Source organism: Streptomyces sp. NBC_00252, assembly GCF_036187565.1.
Lineage (GTDB): Bacteria > Actinomycetota > Actinomycetes > Streptomycetales > Streptomycetaceae > Streptomyces.
In genome coordinates, this window is record NZ_CP108087.1 from 5587118 (window position 1) to 5609215 (window position 22098).

The 22098-nt window shown below is 72.0% G+C and carries 18 protein-coding genes; 11 read left to right on the forward strand and 7 right to left on the reverse strand.

Annotated features, from left to right (window positions below; translation table 11 throughout):
• Nucleotides 1-78 precede the first annotated feature (78 nt).
• Nucleotides 79-1878, forward strand: a complete 1800-nt coding sequence (locus tag OHT77_RS24585) for a S9 family peptidase (protein WP_328830645.1) — start codon at nt 79-81, stop codon at nt 1876-1878.
• A 132-nt stretch (nt 1879-2010) separates the two neighbouring features.
• On the opposite strand, the gene OHT77_RS24590 is transcribed toward OHT77_RS24585, so the two are convergent.
• Nucleotides 2011-3942 (reverse strand): potassium channel family protein, encoded by a 1932-nt coding sequence (locus tag OHT77_RS24590; protein WP_328834329.1) that lies wholly within the window; start codon nt 3940-3942, stop codon nt 2011-2013.
• A 180-nt stretch (nt 3943-4122) separates the two neighbouring features.
• On the opposite strand from OHT77_RS24590, the gene OHT77_RS24595 reads away from it, so the two are divergent.
• Entirely contained in the window at nt 4123-5217 is a 1095-nt protein-coding gene (locus OHT77_RS24595) for a permease (RefSeq protein WP_328830646.1), read from the forward strand.
• Nucleotides 5214-5999, forward strand: a complete 786-nt coding sequence (locus OHT77_RS24600) for a TIGR03943 family putative permease subunit (protein WP_328830647.1) — start codon at nt 5214-5216, stop codon at nt 5997-5999. The genes OHT77_RS24595 and OHT77_RS24600 overlap by 4 nt, the downstream gene beginning before the upstream one ends.
• A gap of 27 nt (nt 6000-6026) precedes the next feature.
• On the opposite strand, the gene OHT77_RS24605 is transcribed toward OHT77_RS24600, so the two are convergent.
• Nucleotides 6027-6485, reverse strand: coding sequence for a DUF5994 family protein (locus OHT77_RS24605; RefSeq protein ID WP_328830648.1), 459 nt, complete (start codon nt 6483-6485; stop codon nt 6027-6029).
• Between the two features lie 288 nt (nt 6486-6773).
• Between OHT77_RS24605 and OHT77_RS24610 the strand changes: the two genes are divergently transcribed.
• From OHT77_RS24610 to OHT77_RS24625, 4 genes are all read left to right on the forward strand, one after another.
• On the forward strand, nt 6774-7544 hold the full coding sequence (locus OHT77_RS24610; protein ID WP_328830649.1) for a hypothetical protein: 771 nt from the start codon (nt 6774-6776) through the stop codon (nt 7542-7544).
• Between the two features lie 135 nt (nt 7545-7679).
• Entirely contained in the window at nt 7680-8051 is a 372-nt protein-coding gene (locus tag OHT77_RS24615) for a MerR family transcriptional regulator (RefSeq protein ID WP_328830650.1), read from the forward strand.
• Between the two features lie 203 nt (nt 8052-8254).
• Entirely contained in the window at nt 8255-8458 is a 204-nt protein-coding gene (locus OHT77_RS24620) for a cold-shock protein (RefSeq protein WP_019063123.1), read from the forward strand.
• A 151-nt stretch (nt 8459-8609) separates the two neighbouring features.
• The gene (locus tag OHT77_RS24625) at nt 8610-8948 is read left to right on the forward strand and encodes an SCO5918 family protein (protein ID WP_266769996.1); all 339 of its coding nucleotides are present in this window, start codon (nt 8610-8612) and stop codon (nt 8946-8948) included.
• A gap of 90 nt (nt 8949-9038) precedes the next feature.
• Here the strand turns inward: OHT77_RS24625 and OHT77_RS24630 are convergent, their stop codons facing one another.
• Nucleotides 9039-10097, reverse strand: coding sequence for a PucR family transcriptional regulator (locus tag OHT77_RS24630; protein WP_328830651.1), 1059 nt, complete (start codon nt 10095-10097; stop codon nt 9039-9041).
• Nucleotides 10098-10369: 272 nt separating this feature from the next.
• On the opposite strand from OHT77_RS24630, the gene OHT77_RS24635 reads away from it, so the two are divergent.
• The 3 genes from OHT77_RS24635 to OHT77_RS24645 all read left to right on the forward strand — a co-directional run bounded on the left by OHT77_RS24635 (nt 10370) and on the right by OHT77_RS24645 (nt 18201).
• A complete protein-coding gene (locus OHT77_RS24635; RefSeq protein ID WP_328834330.1) occupies nt 10370-11029 on the forward strand; it encodes a hypothetical protein in 660 nt (219 codons plus the stop codon).
• A 163-nt stretch (nt 11030-11192) separates the two neighbouring features.
• Nucleotides 11193-13307 (forward strand): flotillin family protein, encoded by a 2115-nt coding sequence (locus OHT77_RS24640; RefSeq protein ID WP_328830652.1) that lies wholly within the window; start codon nt 11193-11195, stop codon nt 13305-13307.
• An 82-nt stretch (nt 13308-13389) separates the two neighbouring features.
• Nucleotides 13390-18201 (forward strand): DNA repair ATPase, encoded by a 4812-nt coding sequence (locus tag OHT77_RS24645; RefSeq protein ID WP_328830653.1) that lies wholly within the window; start codon nt 13390-13392, stop codon nt 18199-18201.
• 65 nt (nt 18202-18266) lie between these two features.
• Here the strand turns inward: OHT77_RS24645 and OHT77_RS24650 are convergent, their stop codons facing one another.
• Nucleotides 18267-18626 carry a hypothetical protein gene (locus OHT77_RS24650; RefSeq protein WP_328830654.1) on the reverse strand — a complete coding sequence of 120 codons (360 nt, stop codon included), beginning with the start codon at nt 18624-18626 and terminating at the stop codon, nt 18267-18269.
• 283 nt (nt 18627-18909) lie between these two features.
• On the opposite strand from OHT77_RS24650, the gene OHT77_RS24655 reads away from it, so the two are divergent.
• Nucleotides 18910-19932 (forward strand): acyl-CoA desaturase, encoded by a 1023-nt coding sequence (locus OHT77_RS24655; protein ID WP_328830655.1) that lies wholly within the window; start codon nt 18910-18912, stop codon nt 19930-19932.
• A gap of 17 nt (nt 19933-19949) precedes the next feature.
• Here OHT77_RS24655 and OHT77_RS24660 read toward each other — a convergent pair whose 3' ends face one another.
• From OHT77_RS24660 to OHT77_RS24670, 3 genes are read right to left on the reverse strand one after another with little or no spacing between them, the layout of a single operon-like run.
• The gene (locus tag OHT77_RS24660; protein ID WP_328830656.1) at nt 19950-20696 is read right to left on the reverse strand and encodes a GAF and ANTAR domain-containing protein; all 747 of its coding nucleotides are present in this window, start codon (nt 20694-20696) and stop codon (nt 19950-19952) included.
• Nucleotides 20693-21580 (reverse strand): ANTAR domain-containing protein, encoded by an 888-nt coding sequence (locus OHT77_RS24665; protein ID WP_328830657.1) that lies wholly within the window; start codon nt 21578-21580, stop codon nt 20693-20695. The genes OHT77_RS24660 and OHT77_RS24665 overlap by 4 nt, the downstream gene beginning before the upstream one ends.
• Nucleotides 21581-21590: 10 nt before the next feature.
• Nucleotides 21591-21944 carry an STAS domain-containing protein gene (locus tag OHT77_RS24670; protein ID WP_328830658.1) on the reverse strand — a complete coding sequence of 118 codons (354 nt, stop codon included), beginning with the start codon at nt 21942-21944 and terminating at the stop codon, nt 21591-21593.
• Nucleotides 21945-22098: the final 154 nt, after the last annotated feature.

Here is a 22098-nt window from a genome sequence, read left to right on the forward strand (position 1 = left end):
ACCGGGACTTGGTCGAAGTTATCCACAGGCTGAGGATCCGGCCAGTGCAATGTCGTCGTGGGCGGGCAGTATGGGGCCATGACTGAGAGCAACGGGTCCGAGAACACACCGGACTGGGAGAAGCGCTTCCGGGCGCCCCGCGTGTCCCTGCCCGACTGGGCGGAGGACGCACCCGACCGTTCCCTGTTCGTGTCGAACGCGACGGGGACGTATGAGCTGTACGCCTGGGACCGTGCGTCGGGTGAGCAACGCCAGGTCACGGACCGGCCGAACGGCACGACGGACGGTGTGCTCTCCCCGGACGGGGAGTGGATCTGGTGGTTCGACGACAAGGACGGCGACGAGTTCGGCGTCTGGCGCCGCCAGCCCTTCAAGGGCGGCCCCGACGAACCGGCGGTACCGGGCCTCGAACCGTCCTATCCGGCAGGGTTGGCCCTGGCCCGCGACGGCAGAACGGCGGTGGTGGGCCGCTCCACGGACGAGGACGGTACGACGATCCACCTCGCCCGCACCGATGACGAGACCACGCTGATCTACCGGCACCGCGAGTCGGCCGGCGTGGGCGACCTCTCGCACGACGGTTCGCTGATCGCCATCGAGCACACGGAGCACGGCGACGCGATGCACTCCGCGCTGCGCGTCCTGCGCCCGGACGGCACGGCGGTCGCCGACCTGGACGACACCAAGGGCGGCACCGAGGAGCTGGGCCTCGAGGTCCTCGGCTTCGCCCCGGTCGACGGCGACACGCGTCTCCTCATCGGTCATCAGCGGCGCGGCCGTTGGGAGCCCCTGGTGTGGGACGTGGTCAAGGGCGGCGAGACGGACCTGTCCCTGGACCTGCCCGGCGATGTGAGCGCCGAGTGGTACCCGGACGGTTCGTCCCTCCTCATCGCGCACAGCTTCGAGGCCCGCAGCGAGGTCTTCCGCTACGACCTCGCGTCGGGCGAGCTGGAGAAGGTGCCGACCCCTCCGGGCACGGTCTCGGGCGCGACGGCCAGGCCGGACGGCAGCGTCGAGTACCTCTGGTCGTCGGCCGCGGAACCCTCCGCCGTGCGCTCGACGACGGGCGAGGTCGTCCTCGACCCGCCCGGCCTGAAGTCACCCGGCTCGGTCCCGGTGGAGGACGTGTGGGTGGAGGGACCCGGCGGCCGTATCCACGCCCTGGTCCAGAAACCGGCGGGCGCGACGGGCCCGCTCCCCACGGTCTTCGACATCCACGGCGGCCCGACCTGGCACGACAGCGACTCCTTCTCGGCGGGCCCGGCGGCCTGGGTGGACCACGGCTACGCGGTCGTCCGGGTCAACTACCGAGGCTCCACCGGCTACGGCCGCGCCTGGACCGACGCCCTGAAGTACCGCGTCGGTCTCATCGAGCTGGAGGACATCGCGGCGGTCCGTGAGTGGGCGATCACCTCCGGCCTCGCCGACCCCGCCCGCCTGATCCTCACCGGCGGTTCCTGGGGCGGCTACCTCACCCTCCTCGGCATCGGCACCCAGCCCGACGCGTGGACCCTCGGCATCGCGGCCGTCCCGGTCGCCGACTACGTCACGGCCTACCACGACGAGATGGAAGCCCTGAAGGCCATGGACCGCACGTTGCTGGGCGGCACCCCGGAAGAGGTCCCGGCCCGCTTCGAGGCGTCCTCCCCCCTGACCTACGTCGACGAGGTCACCGCCCCGGTCTACATCTCGGCCGGCGTCAACGACCCCCGCTGCCCGATCCGCCAGATCGACAACTACGTGAAGCGGCTGGAGTCCCGGGGCGCGGTGCACGAGGTGTACCGGTACGACGCGGGGCACGGGTCGTTGGTCGTGGACGAGCGGATCAAGCAGGTGAAGCTGGAACTGGACTTCGCGGAGCGGCATTTGGGGAGCTGACCTCAAAGCCTTTGAGCGCCGGTCGGTATCACTCAGCCCGTCCGGCGTTTGAGGACGAGGCCCCTTCAGGGCCGAAGCGGGGGTCTGGGGGCGCAGCCCCCAGCAACGCCCGCTTCGGCACGGGGTACTTGTTCAAGCCCCCGTACGATCCCGTGGTCGCCGCCCCAGCAACTCCGCCAACCCCCGCCGCGTAGCCGCGAGCACAACCCGGTCCGACCCGGTCAGCACATACGAGTCAGGCAGATCCCACACCAGCCCCGACCGCCGGACATCCTCCGCCGCATCCCGCGTGGCCGTGTCCAGCGCCAGCACCCGCCAGGACCCCGCCCGAAACGCCTCCGCGACGGTCTTCCCCTCCAGCTGCGGATGCCCGCCCACGGTCATCGCGGCGAACAGCAACACCCGCCGCTCCACCGGAATCGCCCCCAGGATCTGCCGCCCCATCATCGCCCCGGCAAACGCGGGCGCGGCCAGATGGGACACACTCCGGCTCCGGGTGAGGGCACCGGGATGAGCCGCCCGCAGGGTCCGGTACACGGCGGTGGCGAAGTCGTCGTCGTACAGCCGGAGCACGACCCGGAGATCCGGCCGCACGGACCGCGCGTACAGCACCGCTTCGAGGTTCGTCGTGTCGGAGCTGGTGACCGCGAGCAGCGCGTGGGCCCGATGGATCTTCGCGGATTCGAGGACGCCCTCCTGGGTGACGTCACCGAGGATCACCGGCACCCGCAGCCGCCGCGCGACCGCGAGCCCCCGTGCCTCGGGATCGGCCTCGACACAGACGACGGGGATGTGGAGTTCACGCAGCCGGGTCAGCACCCGGGTCCCGATCTTCCCGAGCCCGAGCAGCACGACATGCCCGCCGAGCCCCCGCGGCGGCTTGCGCAACGCGGACGCCGTACGGAACGTACCGAGGGCTTCGAGCACCGCGGCCAGCAGCACCGGAAGCATCAGCAACCCGACGAGCCCGGAGAGGAGTTGAAGGATCTGCCGCCCCAGAGACGCCCCGATCGCGGGGTCGTCGATCGCGAACAGATCGAGCAGGGTCAGATAGAAGGCGGTCAGCGGATGGATCTGCGTCACCAGCCACAGCGAGACGGCGAGCGCGATCACACACGCCACCATGCCCGCCAGCGACCACCGCAGCCGCCGCGAGAACAGCGAGGAGAACGGGGGCACGACCCCGCCCCCGCGCCCGCCGGGCAACTGCGGCCCGGCATAGGACACCTGCTCCAGGACGACGGTGCCGCGCCCGGTGGCGGAGGCGACGGCCGCCGCGTCGGGCAGCAGCCGCGGCCCGTGTTCGCCCATGCCCTCGGAGCCGTCGGCACCGGCCGGGTCACTGCTGGTCGCCGAGAGCAGGGCGAGCGTGGCAAGCCCCGGGTCGGCGACCTCCCCGGGTGCGGGCGGCGGCCGTTCCACCGCGCGCAGCAGCAGCCCGTCGGTCTGGACGACCTTGCTGGTCCCGGCGAGGGCGGTCGCGGCCAGCGCGGGCGCGGCCGTGTCGGCGTCGGAGAGCACGGTCGTCGACGCGTCGAACCCGGCACCGGGCCCGCTCCCCGCCCCGCCGCCCGACCCGTCACCCGTACCGTCCCCGGTCGCCAACGCGGCCGCCTGGTCGAGGAGTTCCTCGATGTGCTGGCCGAGCCGCCGGTTGTAGAGGCGGATCACCAGCCGGATCCGGGGGTTGAGGCGGCGGGCGGTGAGCGCGGCGCGGATGTTGGTCTCGTCGTCGTCATGGACGAGGGCCAGTGCGGTCGCCCGCTCCACCCCGGCTTCGGCGAACACGGCCTCGGTCAGCTCGGCGGCCTCCAACACCCGCTCCCCGCGCGGGGGTTCGGGGGTGGTGGGCCCGCCGTTGGCACCACCGTTGGCGCCCGTCCGGCCCACCGCCGCGTTGACCCGGTCGAGCAGCGCGGCCGAGGCGGCACGCGCCCGGCCCACGACGGGCGGGCGTGCGGTGGCCTCGGAGAGCGGGACGACGAGGGTGATCTGTTCGCCGTAGACACTGCGGAGTTCGGCGGCGAGCCGGTGCGCGAGGGCGTCGTCTCCGCACACCACCATGTGCGCACGGGCACCGCCCGGCGGGGTCTGATTCGGAACGCTGCTCGCCACGAGGGGAAAGACTGCCCCAAGGAGGCGGGTGGTTCCAGTATTCCGCTGAACACCCGTGCCCCTGCTGCCGTATGCAGAGACAGGGAGCAAAACTCGCGAAACCAGGCGTCTGCCGGAGGTATCTCACCCGTGGCCATCATCACCGAACCAGCCGCGCCGACCACCGAGACGCCGCCGGACCCACAGACGGAACCGGAGACGAAACCGGAGACGAAACCGACCGCGCCCGCCAAGCGGTCACAGGGCGCCGATCCCGCCAAGGCGTCGAAGGACGGCTGGCAGCTCAACTCGCCCCTCGTGCTGACCATGGTCCTGCTCCTGGTCGTGCTCGCCCAGGGCCCGATCCGTCAGGCGCTCTCCGCGCCGGTGATGCAGAGCTGGATGACGGTCTTCGTCGCCGTGGTCGTGCAGGCGCTGCCCTTCCTGGTGCTGGGCGTGCTGCTGTCGGCCGGGATAGCGGTGTTCGTACCGGCGACCTTCTTCGCCCGCGCGCTCCCCAAGAACCCCGCGCTGGCCGTGCCGATCGCGGGCATGGCGGGCGCGATCCTGCCCGGCTGCGAGTGCGCGTCCGTGCCGGTGGCCGGGGCGCTGGTGCGGCGGGGCGTGACCCCGGCGGCGGCGATCGCGTTCCTGCTGTCCGCCCCGGCGATCAACCCGATCGTGCTGACGGCGACGGCGGTGGCGTTCCCGCGCAACCCCGAGATGGTGCTCGCCCGGTTCGTCGGCAGTCTGCTCGTGGCCTGTGTGATGGGCTGGCTGTGGACCCGCCTCGGCCGCACCGACTGGCTGCGCCTGCCCGCTCACGAGCCGCACGAGGGGGAGACCAAGGGGGCCGCGTTCTGGGGCTCGGTCCGGCACGACGTCATGCAGGCCGGCGGATTCCTGGTGCTCGGCGCGATGTCGGCGGCGACGCTCAAGGCGGTCGCACCGGCGAGCTGGCTGCGCACGGCCGCCGACAACCCGGTGGTCGCGATCCTCGCCCTCTCGATCCTCGCCGTCCTGCTGTCGATCTGCTCGGAGGCGGACGCGTTCGTCGCCGCGTCGCTCACCCAGTTCTCGCTGACGGCCAAACTCGCGTTCCTGGTGGTGGGCCCGATGATCGACCTGAAGCTGTTCGCCATGCAGGCGGGCACGTTCGGCCGGGGCTTCGCCCTGCGCTTCGCACCCGCCACCTTCGTCCTCGCCATCACGGGCGCGGTCGTCACCGGGGCGGTGCTCCTGTGAACCGGCAGGCGCAGGCGGCGGTCCTGTTCCTGGTCGGCGCGGCCCTCCTGCACGCGGGCTTCACCAACCTCTACCTGCGCTACGTCAAGGCAGGCCTCCAACCGCTCCTCCTGCTCTCCGGCGCGGTCCTCATCATCACGGCGCTGGCGACGGCGTGGTACGAGTGGCGCCGCACGCGGCTGGAGAAGGCGCACGCCGAAGCGAATGCGGAAGCGCACACGGAGGCCCACGCGGAGGCTCACACCGAGGCCGGCACTCACGCGGGTCACGTCCACCGCGAACCCCGCATCTCCTGGTTCCTGATCCTCCCCCTCTTCGCGCTGATCCTGGTCGCCCCGCCGGCCCTCGGCTCGTACAGCGCGGTCCGCACCGGCACGGCCATCCAGCAGCCGTACGGCCTGCTCAAGCTCCCCAACAGCAACCCGCTCACCATCGGCCTGGTCGACTACGCGAGCCGCGCGGTCTACGACCACGGACGGTCCCTGGGCACCCGGCAGTTGAAGGTCACCGGCTTCGTCGCGCTGGACAAGTCGGGGTCGCCGTTCCTCGTCCGCATGGCCCTCAACTGCTGTGCCGCGGACGCCCAGCCGGTGAAGATCGCGCTGACGGGCAAGATCCCGCCGGTACTTCAGCCGGACACCTGGCTGGAGATCACCGGCACGTACAGCCCCAAGCAGACCAAGGACCCCATCAACAACCGCCCGATCCCCTACTTCCAGGTCACCCAGGCCAAACCGGTCCCGACGCCGAAGGACCCGTACGACGAGAGCTGGAACCAGTAACGGCCGGAGCGGTCAACTGCCGCGACCTCAGCGGAGGTTGGCGACCGCGGCGGCCATCAGCGGCTCGGCCGCCTCAGCCGTCAGCTCCGGCGGTACGACCAGCAGGTCCCAGCGGCCGCGTCCCGGCGCGAGCAGCACGACGGTGTTCGGGGCGTGCGCGGCGGTGGTCCGGTGCAGCCGTACGACCTGGTTGGCCACGAGCATCCGGCCCGGCGCGGCGGACCACACCCGCCCGCTCACCATCACGCTGACGATGTGTCCCCAGGTCCGCGGCAGCCCGGCGAGCAGTCGCGGCACCTCGGTCAGCAGGTCGTAGGAGTACGGCCACCACGCCCCGTCGAGCCGTCGCGGTACGGCGGTGTGCGCGGCGAGGCGCAGCCTGAGGAGTGGCGGGTCGCTCTGCTCCACGCCGGGAGCCACGCGGAGGTCCGCGTCGGCCGGGGTGAGCGAGGTGGGCGAACTGTGCGTGTCCGTGGGCGCGTTCATGTCGCGGTCCCTGTCCCCGGCCGTCCGTCGGGCGGCGGTCCGGTGCCGTGGTGCACTGGGAACGACGCCGGCGCCAGAGCCGAGGTACGGAGAACTCCCGGTATGGCTCACGGTACTCCCGCCCCGCGCGGGCGGGCCCGCGCCGGAGGCACTCCGCCCCCCTCCGCGGCCCGCGGGCGTACCGTGAAGAGACCGGGAATTACCCGTGCGCCGGATCGCACCGGTGCCGTTCCCGGCGAACCACGACGCCGGGGCGGACGTGTCCGCGCCCGGGGCAGGGCTCGGCCCATGACCGTGAATGTGCCCGGTCGGCCGGCGACCGCGGAGGCGACCGCGGCCCCCGGCGGGGACGGTGCTGCCGGTACGGCGGCCTGGGAGAAGACGCAGGGAGCGGAGGGCGCGGGCTCCGGTCGCGCCCGCGACCGCGGTCCCTCGCCCTGGCAGGGCGACCGCGTCCGCCCGCTCAGCCGCCGCCAGATCGAGGACCGCCTCCAGGACCTGGGCGTCCTGTACGAGGAGACCAGCGGCGGCAGCCGCAACGGCAACCGCGATGCCTTCCTCCGCCGGCTGGCAGGCGAGGTCCGCCGGCCCGGGTTCGCCCTGCTCATCGCCGAGAACACCACCCTGACGGCCTGCGCCTACGGCTTTCCCGTGCGCGCCGCCGACCCCTGGTGGCAGGGCCACGACGCCCGGCTGCCCCGGCGGCTGCACGGCCTGGCGCTGACCGGCGGGCTCTTCGCGGTCTCCGGGATCGTCGTCCCGCCCCGCGTGCGCACCCACTACCAGGACCGGGACTGGAACCTCGCCCGCCGCCTCCAGCGCCGGCTGCTCGCCGATCACGCCCCGGCCGTCGGCGTCACCCTGATCCCCCGCGCGGACACCGCCACTCTGACGGCGTACCGCGCGTGGGGCTGGCAGGACGTCGTACCGGGCGCCGCGGCTGACCCCATACGTCCCGTACGCCCCGTGCGAGCCGCCGAACGAGGCTCCCCGGGGGACCCGGATGGCCTTGATCCACGGCTCCCGGGCTCTTGCCGGGTGCTGATCCTGGCTCCCTGACCGCGCCGATCGGCGTCAGGACATCTGTGTTCGCCGCGACAGAGATTCGCCCGGTGCGACTAGAGTTCCCTCACGGGGGAACCAGGTCTCCCGGGGCGGCGGTCCCGACCCCGGTGGTCCGCAGGAAAGGTGTACATGCCCGCAGAAAGCCAGCAGCCCGCGGCCGACCGGCTCGACGACGACGACTACCCGGCCTACACCATGGGCCGGGCCGCCGAGCTGATCGCCTCCACTCCCGGTTTCCTCCGGTCACTGGGCGAGGCAGGGCTGATCACTCCGACGCGGTCGGACGGCGGTCACCGCCGCTACTCGCGCCACCAGCTCCGTACGGCCTCCCGCGCCCGCGAGCTGGTCGACCAGGGGACCCCCATCGAGGCCGCCTGCCGCATCATCAGCCTGGAGGACCGGCTGGACGAGGCGCTGAGGGTCAACGAGGAGTTGCGTTCCCCCGACCGGCAGCATGCGCACGACGGTCGGCGCGGCGCATCCCACGGTGAGAAAATCTGATGTCCCCGAAACAGAAATTCACCGTTTCGGGCGGCCCTTTTCCGGCCCAATTCCCCCGTCGCGAAAATGGGTTCCGTGCTAGGCTGACTTCAGTTGCAGTTGTGGTTGCCAATTTTGAACCGGACATCCGGTGCAGGTGATCATCACGGCGATGGAGGAGATTCGTAAAGTGCGGATCTCGTGCACTGCCTAGGAGTTAAGACATGGCCACCGGTACCGTGAAGTGGTTCAACGCGGAAAAGGGCTTCGGCTTCATCGAGCAGGACGGCGGCGGCGCTGACGTCTTCGCCCACTACTCGAACATCGCCACCCAGGGCTTCCGCGAGCTGCAGGAAGGTCAGAAGGTGACCTTCGACATCACGCAGGGCCAGAAGGGCCCGCAGGCGGAGAACATCGTTCCCGCCTAAGCACGCGAGACTGCGAAACAGGGGCCCGCACCTTGGGTGCGGGCCCCTTTTCGTATCTGTTCATTTACCCGCCGTTCCACGGCCGTTGTTTGCTTTCCCCGAGGAGAAAATCCTCCCCTCTCCTCCCGCTCGAACCCCTTGGTGAGGCACCATGCGCTGCGTGATCGCCCGTTACCCCTTCGATCTGACGAAGAGCGAGGTGGAGGAGATGCTCAAGGGCATCCGGCCGGAGCAGCCCGTCACCGGTCCCTGCGCCGTCATCAGTCGCAAGCTGTACCCGGTGAAGCAGGTCGGCGAGGTGATCACCAAGCAGGACCGCCGTGACTTCACCGCCTTCGAGGTGACCAGGGCCCTGACCCGGCTCGGCTTCACCTGCCACGAGACGCCGCCCGCGCCCGCCACCCCCGCGCCCGCGCCGGCCCCCGCCACGGAGAACCCCACGGACTCCGGCCCGGACTCGACGTCGTACATCGGCACCACACTGGGCTGACGCCTCCGCCCGCACGTCCCCGCACACCCCGAGCGACCACGCCGCCGAAGCACCATCCGGGCGCGAGGTCGCTCTTTGCTTCCCCGCTCGTCACAGCTCCTTGTCGGGCCAGTCCAGCAGGCGGGCCCCGATCACCGCGGTCTGCAGGGTGTACCGCTGGCCGGGGTCCGCCGGGTCGGCACCGGTGAGCTGGTGGATGCGCTCCAGCCGGTAGGTCAGCGCGCGCACGCTCAGCGACAGCCGGCGGGCGGTCTCCGCGGCCACGCAGCCACTGTCGAAGTACGTCGACAGCGTCTCCAGCAGCGGCCGGGGACCGCCGCGCGCCCTGGTCAGCGGGCCCAGCGCGTCGAGCACCAGATCCGCCATCGCCTGCCGGTCGCGGGTGAGCACCGGATAGACCAGCAGGTCGGCGGCGCGCAGCAGCGGGCCGTCCAGGTCGAGCCGCTCGGCCAGTTCGAGCGTGTTCAGGGCCTCTTCGTACGACTGGACGATCCCGCCCGCGCCCGGCTGCGGCCGGCCGATCGCCGCGCGGGTGCGCTCCGCGGCGGCGTACGCCTGCTTGGCGAAGTGGGTGAGGATGTCGTCCTGGTCGCCGGGCGCGACGCACAGCATCCGGCCGGCCTTCGTGGTGAGCAGGATGTTGCGGTCACCGAAACGGCTGATCATCGCGCGCTCCACCTGACGCGGCACCGGCGCGCTCTCGTCGTACGGCGTCGGACCCTGGACGACCGCGACCGCGTGCGTGTGGGAGAGGCGCAGGCCGAAGCGCTCGGCGCGTTCCGCGAGCCGGCCGAGATCGCTGCGGCCGTAGAGGAGGTCGTCGATGAACTCCCGTCGCGCCGCCTCCTCTTGGCGTACGGCGAGCCGCTGCGCGCGTTCGTAGCCCTCGGCGAAGGCGTCGACGGCCTGCTGCACCGCGGCGAGGGTGCAGTCGGCGGCACCGGGGGTCTGCGGCCAGGCGGCGCGGGTCGCGGCGAGATGGGCGCTGACCAGGGCGCGCAGTTCGTGACCGGCCTCGGCGGCCTGCTCGCCCAGGGTGCGGCGGGCCGCCAACTCGGCCCGGGTCAGGCGGCGTCCGGTACCGGCGACCTCCGCCAGGAGCCGCGCATACCCCTCGAGATAGTGCTCAGGTATTCCGCGCTCCGACAACTCCGCCCCCGTTTTCCTTGACGCCCCGGTGACGCTTTCTTAGCGCGTCACCGGCATCAAGACCCTAATGAACACTGCCGGGTTCCGGCAATGCGCGGGCGTGCACCCCGCGTGCACCATGGCGCCAGGGGAGCACCGCGGAAGGTTCCGGTGCCGGACACCGGCAGGTGTCCAGCACCGGGGCCGCGATCCGCGCATCCCCGGAATCTTGACGCGTGCCGCACGCGCGAGTCGCGTCGTGGGCACTGGACGGGGAACGGGGGGCCGGGGTCATGGGGGCGTTTCTCGCTGCCGCGACCGGTTTCCCCACCGTCGTCTTCACCGCGGCGCTCGTGGTCGTCGTCCTGTTCTGGCTGTTGGTCGCGCTGGGCGCGGCGGACGCGCACGGACACGCCCACATGCATCTCAACTCCCGTGCGCACGGCGACGGTTGGGGTCTGGGCGGGGTCCCGGTGACCCTCGTCTTCTCGCTGTTCGTCTCCGTCGGCTGGCTGATCAGCTACTGCGCGAGCGTGCTGCTGGTCCCGTCGGGGCCCGTCGGAATCCTGGTCGGGGCGGCCGTGCTGATCGGCACGGTGTATGTCTCCTGGCGCGCGACCAAGCTGTTCGTACGACCCCTGCACCGCCTGTTCCCCGACGAACCCGGGCCCTCGCGGCTGGACTTCGTCGGCCTGACCTGCACGATCCGTACCGGGCGGGTGGACGCGGCCTTCGGCCAGGCCGAGGTCAGGGCGACGGACGGCTCGGCGGCGGTGGTCCAGGTCCGGCTGCCGGCCGGCGACACCGCGGCGGGCGTGCTCGGCAGTGGCAGCACGGGGTTGCTCTACGCCTACGACGAGGTGGGCGAGTTCTTCTGGGTCACCCCGTATCCGCCGGACGGCGAGCTGGGACCGGGCCTGGGGCTGCTGGCTCCGCCCGGCACGCCGGGATAGGCCGATGGGCCGCCAACCAGCCCGCAACTGAGGCGAGTTGGCCTGCCACCAGGCGCACGCCAACAGCCGCGACAACGGACCCTGTTGGCCCGCGCAGGCTGCCGTACGCCCACTTCACCACCCACCACGATCCACCCCCTCTCACCCAACGAGGACCCATGTCATGAACGCCATCACCGTCGGCATCGGCGTGTTCGTCGCCGTAGTCCTGCTCATCGCGCTCACCCTGCTCCTCGTGGTGGGGCGGCTGTTCCGGAAGGTGGAGCAGGGGCGGGCGCTGATCGTGTCGAAGACGAAGAAGGTCGATGTGACCTTCACCGGGGCGGTCGTGCTGCCGGTGCTGCACAAGGCCGAGTTCATGGACATCTCGGTGAAGACCATCGAGATCCGGCGCACCGGGCGCGAAGGCCTGATCTGCCAGGACAACATCCGCGCCGACATCCACATCAGCTTCTTCGTGCGGGTCAACAAGACCGTCGAGGACGTCATCAAGGTCGCGCAGGCCATCGGTACGCAGACGGCGAGCGACCCGGCGGCGATCCAGGACTTCTTCGCGGCGAAGTTCTCCGAGGCGCTCAAGACCGTGGGAAAGCAGCTGGACTTCGTCGATCTCTACACCAAGCGCGAGGAGTTCAGGGACCGCATCATCCAGGTCATCGGCACCGACCTGAACGGCTACCACCTCGACGACGCGGCCATCGACTTCCTTGAGCAGACGCCGATGACGCAGCTCGACAACCAGAACATCCTGGACGCGCAGGGCATCCGGAAGATCACCGAGCTGACGACCATCGAGCATGTGCGCACGAACGAGTTCCAGCGCACCGAGCAGAAGGAGATCACCCGGCAGAACGTCGACGCCCGGGAGACCATCCTGGAGCTGGAGCGCCGGCAGGCGGAGGCGGAGATCCGGCAGCGGCGCGAGGTGGAGACCCTGCGTGCGAAGGAGGAGGCCGCCACCGCGAAGGTGCAGGAGGAGGAACGGCTCGGCGCGCAGACCGCGTTCCTGCGCACCGAGGAGCAACTCGGCGTCCAGCGCGAGAACCAGGCCCGCGAGATCGCCGTCGCGCAGAAGAACCGCGAGCGGGTCATCGCCGTCGAGAACGAGCGCATCGAGAAGGACAGGCTCCTCGAAGTCATCGCCAGGGAACGGGAGACGAGCCTGTCCGGGATCGCCCGGGACAAGGAGGTCGAGGCGGAGCGGCGCGAGGTCGCGGACGTGGTCCGGGAGCGGATCGCCGTGGACCGTACGGTCGCCGAGCAGGAGGAGGCCATCAAGAAGCTGCGGGTGGTCGAGGAGGCCGAGCGCACCCGCCAGTCGGTGATCATCGCCGCCGAGGCGGAGGCGCAGGAGAAGCTGGTCAAGGACATCAAGGGCGCCGAGGCCGCGGAGGCCGCCGCCAAGCACCGCGCCGGTGAGCAACTGACCCTCGCCGAGGCCCGGTTGAAGTCCGCCGACCTCGACGCCCGCGCCAAGCTGCGGCTCGCGGAAGGCCTTCAGGCGGAGGCGGCGGCGGCCGGACTCGCCGAGGTCCAGGTCCGCGACAAGGAGGCCGAGGTCACCGTGAAGGCGGGCCGCGCCGAGGCGGAGGCCACCGAGGCCAGGCTGCGCGCGGAGGCCGAGGGCACCCGGGCCAAGGCGCTCGCCGAGGCCGAGGGGGCGCAGGCGAAGGTGCTCGCGCAGGCCGAGGGCGTCCGGGCGAACGCGCTCGCTGAGGCCACCGGCATCGGCGAGAAGCTCAAGGCCGAGGCGGAGGGCCTCACCGAGAAGGCCGCCGCGATGGCCGCCCTCGACGACGCCTCACGCGGACACGAGGAGTACCGGCTGCGGCTGCAGGCCGAGAAGGAGATCCGGCTCGCCGGGCTCGATGTGCAGCGGCAGGTCGCCGAGGCGCAGGCCACGGTCCTCGCGACCGGCCTGGAGCACGCCGACATCGACATCGTCGGCGGTGACTCGGTCTTCTTCGACCGGCTGATGTCGTCGATCTCGCTGGGTAGGAGCGTCGACGGCTTCGTCGCCAACTCCCAGACGGCGCAGGCGTTGGCGCGTCCCTGGCTGGACGGCACGTCGAACATCGCCGACGACCTCGCCCGTGTCCTCGGCTCCGTCTCCACGGCCGACGTGCAGAACCTCACCGTGTCCGCGCTGCTGATGAAGCTGATGACCTCGGACACGGCGAACGCCGGTCAGCTGCGGCAACTGCTGGACAAGGCGGGCGAGCTGGGCCTCGCGGACACCCCGCTGGCCGCGCTCAACGGCCACCCGGCGAAGGTCTGACCCCACCGACGGTCCGGAACTGCCGCACAGGGGACGGCAGTTCCGGACCCTGCCGAGCCCACCCAAGACCTGAGAGGGACCCATGACCACCGGCCTGGACACCGGCACCTACGAGGTCCTGCGCGACCGCCTCGCCGCACAGGCCGCCGAACTCGCCCGCCGCGCGGAGGCGCTCAACGCCCGCCGCACCGAGGAGTTCGGCTCCACCCGCCTCGAACTCACCGGCACGGAACGCCTCGACACCGAGCACCCGGCCGCGCCGCGCGACCTCGTCGCCGTAGGGGACACGCTCCTCTTCGGCCGCCAGGTCTCCCACGGCGTCACCCGCGAGACGACGGTCGCCGACGTCCTCGCCCTGCACGACCGCCACGAGCTGAGCCGGCTGCCCGAGGACGCCGTGCCCGGACTCCTCGACGACCCGGACTTCGTACGCGAGTTCACGGCCCTGCACCGGTACTACCGCCAGGCCCGACTGCTCCAACTCCGGCGGATCGAAGGCAAGTTGCTGGCCGTCTTCCGCACCGGTGAGAAGGCCGACGACATCCGGGTGCTGCGCTGGGCGGTGCCGGAGGACGGGCGGTCGGCGACCTTCCTGGACGCGCACGGCGAGCGCGATCACGTCCTTCCGCCGCCCTACGACGTCGACTGGACGGAGACGGCCCGCGAGGACCAGGTCCCCGGACGGCATCCGCATGTCCGCATCCAGGACGGGCTGTACGTCGGCACGGTCGGCGGCACGCTCACCGTGAAGGTGGAGGACGACACCGAGACGGGGGAGGGGATCTACTCCGAACCCGTGGACGAGCCGTTGCAGTCGGCGGCAGACGCGGAGATCGCGTACGCGCGGGTGGGAGCGCTGGTGCTGCTGCGCGTCCGCCCCTACAAGGAGGAGAGCCGCCGGTACCTGGTCTTCAACACGCTGACCAAAGGGGTCGTACGGCTCGACGGGATCGGGCTGTCGTGCCGGCGGCTGCCGGAGGAGCAGGGGATCGTGTTCCCGGGCGGGTACTGCCTGGCCACGGGGGCGTGGAAGACCTTCGAAGTGGACACCGCCGGGCTGGAGTTGGAGCGGGTGGTGCGCTCGCCCAACGGTGAGGACGTGCTGTTCGCGTACCGGGCGCGGGTGCCCGGCCGGAGCCTGCTGCTGCCGTACAACATGATCCGCAAGGAGGTCGCCAACCCGCTGTCCTGCCAGGGGTGGGCGCTCTTCGACGACGGTGTGCTGACGGTGCTGCGTGCGGGCGGGGAGGGGGAGACCGCCCGGGTCCATCCGGTGCGGGTCTGGCGTACCCCGTTCGTCTCGGACACGTACGCCGCCGCTCAACTCGTAGGGGCCGGTCCGCTGTTCAGGGTCGGCAACGCCGATCTCGTGCGGGGGATCTCCGACTGTCTCTCCCTCGCGGGGGCGGTCGCCGGGATGGAGCCCACGGCGGAGGTGTACGAGGCGCTGGTCGGCGCGTGTGTGCGGGCGGCGGACTCGTACCACTGGCTCGGGGACGCCGAACTCGGCGCTCTGGGTGGACCGTTGGAGGAGGTGCGGGTAACGGCGGAGCAGGTCCTGGCCGAGTTCGAGACGGTCAGGACGCTCACCGGGCAGGCCGCCGACGCCCTCGCTGGGACCTCGGAGCGGCTCACCGGGCTGGTGCGACGGCTGCGGGGCGAGGTGCCCCGGGACGCGGCCGGATGGGTTGCGGGGCTGACCGAACTCCGGCGTGCGCAGGGGCACGTGCTGACGCTGAAGGAGATGCGGTACGCGGACACCGCGCGGATCGACGAGGTCGCGGGCGAGGCGGAGGCGGAACTCGGGGCGTTCGGGCAGCGGGCGGTCGCGTTCCTGGGGCGGGAGGACGCGTTCGCCGGGCACCACGAGGTGATCGGCGGGCTGGTCGCGGAGGCGGGGGAGCTGGCCACGGTCGCGCAGGCGGCACCGGTGGCCGCCCGGCTCGACGAACTCACCGACGGGCTGCGGACGGTGACCGAGGTGGTCGCCGGGCTCGACATCGGCGACGCCACGGTCCGTACGTCCATCCTGGAGCGGATCGCCGAGGTCCTGGGCGGCGTCAACCGGGCCCGCGCCACGCTCGACGCCCGGCGCAGGGAACTCCAGGACCGGGAAGGCCGGGCGGAGTTCGCGGCCGAGTTCGCGCTGCTCGGGCAGGCGGTGACCGGCGCGCTCGCGGACGCGACGACACCCGAGGCCTGCGACACCCAACTGGCCCGGCTGCTGGTGCAGTTGGAGAACCTCGAAGCCCGCTTCACCGACTTCGACGACTTCCTCGCCGACCTCACCGGCAAGCGCACCGAGATCTACGAGACCTTCGCCGCCCGCCGACAGGCTCTGGCCGACGAACGCGCGCGCAAGGCCGAGCAGTTGGCGGCTTCGGCGACCCGCGTCCTGGAGACGGTCGTGCGCCGGGCGGCCACGCTCGCCGACGCCGACGCGGTCAGCACGTACTTCGCCTCCGACCCGATGGTCACGAAGATCCACCGCACGGTCGCCCGACTGCGGGACCTGGGCGACCAGGTGAGGGCGGAGGAACTGACCGGCCGGCTGGCCTCGGCCCGCGAGGAGGCGGCCCGCGCCCTGCGCGACCGCGCCGACCTCTACACGGACGGCGGCCGGACCCTGCGCCTGGGCCGCCACCGGTTCGCCGTGAACACCGAGCCCCTCGACCTGACCCTGGTCCCGTCCGGCGACGGTCTCGCCTTCGCCCTCACCGGCACGGACTACCGAACCCCGGTCAGGGACCCGGAGTTCGCGGAGACCCGCCGCTTCTGGGACCGCCCGCTGCCCTCCGAGTCACCCCAGGTCTACCGCGCCGAACACCTCGCCGCCCGCCTCCTCGACGAACACGGCGCCCAGGCCCTCGCCCAGGAACCCGACCTCGCCGCCCTGGTCCGCCGGGCCGCGCAGGAGTCGTACGACGAAGGCTACGAACTCGGGGTGCACGACCACGACGCGACCGCGATCCTCACCGCCGTGCTCCGCCGGTACGAGGGCGCGGGCCTGCTGCGGCACCAACCTGTCGCCCGAGCACGGGCGTTGGAGTTCTGGGCACAGGACACGAGCCCTGAGGAACGCGCGGGATGGACCCGCCGGGCGCGGTCGCTCGCGCGGGCCCGCGACACCTTCGGGCCGACCCCGGCCGTCGCCGACTTCCTCACCGAACTGGCCGGAGACATGGGCGAGAGTGCCGCCGCGTACCTCTTCGACGAACTGACCACCGGCCCCGAGGGCTTCGTGATCAGCGCCGCCGCCCGCACCCTGCTCGACAAGTTCCGCCGGGCGGTCGGGAGTTCGGCCTACGACGACGATGTGCGCGCCGTCGCCGACCTGTCCGCCCGCCGTCAGCTGGTGGAGGCGTGGCTGACCGCGTACACGACGGCGTCCGGCACGGAGGCCGGCCCGGGGGACCTCGCGGAGGCGGTGGCCGCCGAACTCTGCCCGGACGTACCGCGCTACGAGTCGGACGCGCGGCTGACCGAGACGGTCGGGGGACTGCTGGGCACCCATCCGCGCATCGAGGCGGGGGCGTTGTCGCTGCGGGTCGATGATTTCCTGGGCAGGACGCGGGAGTTCAGGGCGTCGGACGTCCCTGGTCATCGCGCGTACCAGCGCCGCCGTACGGCGCTCGTCGCGGCCGAGCGTGCCCGGCTGCGGCTCGACGAGTTCCGGCCGCGGGTGATGTCGACCTTCGTGCGGGGGCGCCTGGTCGACGAGGTGTATCTGCCGCTGGTCGGCGACAGCCTGGCGCGGCAGATCGGTACGACGGGGGAGGGGCGGCGGACCGACACGAGCGGCCTGCTGCTGCTCGTCTCGCCGCCGGGGTACGGCAAGACGACCCTCATGGAGTACGTCGCCGAGCGGCTCGGGCTGGTGCTGGTCAAGGTCAGCGGGCCCGCCCTCGGACACGGCGTCACCTCCCTCGACCCGGCCGAGGCGCCGAACGCGACCGCCCGCCAGGAGGTGGAGAAGGTCAACTTCGCGCTCGCGGCCGGCAACAACGTGCTGCTCCACCTCGACGACATCCAGCACACCTCGCCCGAACTCCTCGAGAAATTCATCCCGTTGTGCGATGCGACGCGACGGGTGGAGGGCGTGTGGGAGGGCGTGCCGCGTACATACGACCTACGGGGGAAACGGTTCGCCGTCTGCATGACCGGCAACCCCTACACGGAGTCGGGCGGGCGGTTCCGGGTCCCCGACATGCTGGCCAACCGGGCCGACGTCTGGAACCTCGGCGACGTCCTCACCGGCAAGGAGGCGGTGTTCGCGCTGAGCTTCGTCGAGAACGCGCTGACCTCCAACCCGGTCCTCGCCCCACTCGCCGGCCGCGACCGGAACGACCTGGACCTGCTGATCCGGCTGGCGCAGGGCGACCCCTCGGCCCGCGCGGACCGGCTCTCCTACGCCTGCGACCCGGCCGAACTCGGCCGTATCGTCGCGGTGTTGGGGCAGCTGCTCACCGCCCGCGACACCGTGCTCGCGGTCAACTCCGCGTACATGGCGTCGGCGGGGGCGACGGACGCGGCCCGCACGGAACCGCCGTTCCGGCTCCAGGGGTCGTACCGCACGATGAACCGCATAGCCCAGCGCATCGAGCCGGTGATGAACTCCCGTGAGGTGGCCGCCGTGGTGGACGACCACTACACCGCCGAGGCGCAGACCCTGGCGACCGGAGCCGAGGCGAACCTGCTGAAGCTGGGGGAGCTGCGCGGCACCCTGAGTGCCGAACAGGCCGTGCGCTGGGCTGAGTTGAAGGCGGCCTATGTGCGGGAGCGGGGTGCCGGGGAGGACGAGCCGCTGCGCCGCGCGGTCGCCGCACTCGGGGTGCTGGCCGAGCGGATCGGCGCGGTGGAGTCGGCGATCACCCGGGCGAGCGGGGCGAGTTGACGGCCACGGAGCCGTCGTGGAGCCGTGTCCTCGGCGGGACGGCCGTCGACCCGCCCGCTCAACTGCTAGAGCTGCAACAGGCGTTGGGTGATCTCGCGGTACTGCCGCAGCGCGTTGCGGAACTCCTCGGACTCCGATTCCGCCTGGGCCTCGGGGTCCTGGTCGGCCCACGCGGCGCGCAGGAGGTCGCGGCGGGCCGCGAGGGCGGAGGCGAGGTGGGCGGTCGCCTCGTCGTAGGCGCTCTCCGCCTCCTGCAACGCGTCGCGCGGGGTGTCCGCGAAGGTGTTCAGCGCGTGCCGCAGCCGCTGGAGGACCTGGTCCCGCTCGCCCGACGGGAGCAGCGGCTCCGGTCCCGGGGTGCGGCGCTCGGAGGGAACCCTGTTCTGACCTGCGGGTTGTTGGGCGCGTGTCTGGTCGTACATCATCGGGAGTCGCTTCCGTTCCGCCCGAAGGCGTTTCTGGGATTCGTCCGTGCACCGGCCACTGCCCTGCGCCGTGCTGCCAGTCAACGTGCGGCGACGGTCCGTGTCAACGCGACGGTCACGCCGCCTCGGCCGCCGCGTTCCGGCGCGGGCCGGAGTACCGTGGAAGGACCGAGGCCTGCGCGCGCCGATCCTCCGCTCCGGCGCCCTGTCCTCGCGTTTCCCTTCCCAGGGGCAGCCCGTGACCCCGGCCGCGCCATCCGCAGCGAGGCCGAGGAGTCCCGGCATGTCGACCATCTCCACCCCGTCCCCGACGGGCATCCCGGCGGGCACCGACCCGCCGCCCCCGTCCCCGACACCGCCCGCGCCCTACGACGGCACGTCCCCCTTCCCGCCCGACCAGGGCCCGGCGCCCGTCCGCAGCAGCGGGGACCGGATCTACGTCGGGATCACGGCGGCGATCGTCGTCCTGCCGTTCGTGGGCCTCGGCCTGGCCGGCTGGCTGCTGTGGGGGCGGCTGATCCACCCCGTCGACATCGTGCTCGCGGCCGTCCTCTACACGGTCACCGGCCTCGGCGTCACCGTCGGCTTCCACCGCGGGCTCACCCACGGCTCGTACCGCGCGATCCGGCCCGTGCGCATCGTGCTCGCGGTCGCCGGGTCGATGAGCTTCCAGGGCGACGTCATCGGCTGGGTCGCCACCCACCGCCGCCACCACGCCTTCACCGACCGGCCCGGCGACCCGCACTCGCCGTACCGCTACGGCACCCATCTGCGTGGCCAGTTGCACGGACTGTTCGACGCGCACGTCGGCTGGCTGTTCCGCAACGAGCAGACCCCGCCCGAGCGTTACGCCCCCGACCTCGTCGCCGACCCCGACATCCGGGCCGTCTCCCGCGCCTTCCCGTGGCTGTGCCTGGTCACCCTCGCGCTGCCGTTCGGCCTCGGCTGGGCGATCGGCGGCAGCTGGCTGTACGGCGTAACAGGCCTGCTGTGGGCGGGACTTGTGCGCATCGCGCTGCTCCACCACGTCACGTGGAGCGTCAACTCGCTGTGCCACATGATCGGTGAACGCCCCTTCCGCACCCGGCGCCACGACCGCGCCACCAACCTGTGGCCGCTGGCCCTGCTCTCCTTCGGCGAGAGCTGGCACAACCTCCACCACGCCGAACCCACCAGCGCCCGGCACGGCGTCGACCGCGGCCAGATCGACCCCTCGGCCGCCGTCATCCGCCTGATGGAGCGCGCCGGCTGGGTCCACGACGTGCACTGGCCGACCGCGGACCGGATCACCGCCCGCCGCGCCTGACCCGTGCCCGCCCCTCGCTACGACCGCTCGGGCGCCGGAATGCTGCCGGTGTCGAAGTCGCCGGCGATGATGCGGGCCGCCAGGTCCGAAAGACGCAGATGGCGGGCGCGGGCGTAGGCACGGAACGCGGCGAAGGCCTCGTCGACGGAGGTGTTCCAGCGCTCCGCCAGCACACCCTTGACCTGCTCGATGAGGATGCGGCTGGTCAGCGCGTTCTGCAGCTGGCTGTTCTCGACGTGCGACTGCTCCAGCGTGCGCTGCTGGAGCACCGCGATCGTCGCCACGTCCGCCAGGGCCTGGGCGAGCGCGATGTCGTCGTCGCCGAGCGGGTTCGGGGCGGTCTGGAACAGGTTGAGCGCGCCGACCACCCGGTGGCGCAGCCGCAGCGGGATGGCGTGCGTGGTCACATACCCCGTCGCACGGGCCTGCGCCGCGAACCGCGGCCAGGCCGCGCTCGCCTCCGCGCGGGTCAGATCGATGTTGGTGCGGGCCGCGCCGGTGGCGTAGCACTCGACGCACGGACCCTGGTCGTGCTGGAGCGCGAGCAGCTCCAGCAGCCGGGTGTGCTCGTCCGACGCGGCGATGATCTGCAGTTCGCCGTGCGCGTCCGCGAGGAGGATGCCGGCCGCCGACACGTCGAGCAGCTCGACGCAGCGCGCGGACAGCCGGTGCAACAGGTCGATGACGTCGAAGTCCTCGACCAGCGAGTCCGCGACCTCCACGAAGATCTCGGCCAGACGTCGTTCGCGGGCCATGCCGATCATCCCTTTCCACCGTCGGGCGAGTACGGCCCGCTTCTGTCGTCCATGTCGCCGTCGAGTCCGTCCTTGAAACGGAGCCTGCGGGCGACCACGTCCTCGGCGACCTCGCCGAGGGGGCGTTCACTTCCGTAGGCGTGGGCGCGCAACCGGAGGAGGGCCTCCTGGATGGACACGCCCAGCTGCACACTGATCATGCCGGTGGCCTGGTGCACGACCGGCCGGTTGAGCCCGGAGGGCCAGTGCGGAACCGTCTCCGGGCCCGTCGTGCCGTCCGGGTACCCGCCGTCGTACTCCCCGTCATACCCGCCCCCGTTGCCATTTCCGCCGTTTCCGCCGCCGATGTTTCCCCCGCCGATGTCGCCGCTGCCGCTGAGGAACGTGACGGTCAGCGCCGAGGTCAGGGCGGTCGCGTCCGCGTACTGCTGCTCGCTGACCCGGCGCTCGCCGTCGCACAGCACGGTCAGCACGCCCACCCGGATCGCCCCGATGCCCAGCGGGAACCCGCAGACACCCGCCACCCCCAGATCGCGCGCGGCCGGCAGGAGCACCGGCCAGCGCTCGGGCCGCACCCGCTCCAGATCCGGCTCCAGCACCGGCAGCCCGGTACGGACCGCCTCCGGTCCCGGACCCTCGCCCAGCGTGAACTGCAGCTCCTCGAAACGGGCGCTCAGCTCTGGATGGCACCACAGCGGCTCCGCCGTACGGTCGTCGCCGACCAGCAGGGACAGCGCGACGCCCGCGGCACCCAGCGCCCGGGCGCAGGCCTGCGCCGGATCGCCGCCCTCGCCGAGGCGCAGTGACCGCAGGACTTCGGCCATGCCGTCGCTGATCACCCTGCTCCGTTCCGCGGCGGCCGGGACACCTCGAGACGAGACGCCGACCGGCATGCGCCGTACATTACGTGGCCCGCCGCGCCGGTACGTCCTTCCAGGCGTCCAGGGTGCTCGCGTACCGCGGGAACCGCTCCAGCAGACCACTGGCCCGGAACACCAGCTCCGGCCCCGGACGGACATGGACGACACGCAGCCAGCCGAGCCGCTCACGACACTCCTCCCACGCCACGCACAGCGGGTCCAGAACACTGCCGTCCATGAAGGTCACGCCGAGCAGGTCCACGACGACGAAGAGCCGCCCCGTGCCGTGCCGGGCCGCGTCCAGCTCACGTGCGAACGCCGGCACGGTCGTCAGATCCAGCTCGCCGTCCGCCAGGACCACTCGTAACTCGTCGAACAGATCAGGTCGCGGTGCCATGGCCACCGACTCCCGGTGAGTTGATCACTCTCGTCGTGCGCAGGGCCTCAGTTGCGCGGAACGGGACCACCACGGAGAGGGCCGGGGACTCGGGCTGCCGTACGGCCACGGTACTGCGGGGGCGGGAGCCGCCGGGAATCGTTTCCGGCTAACG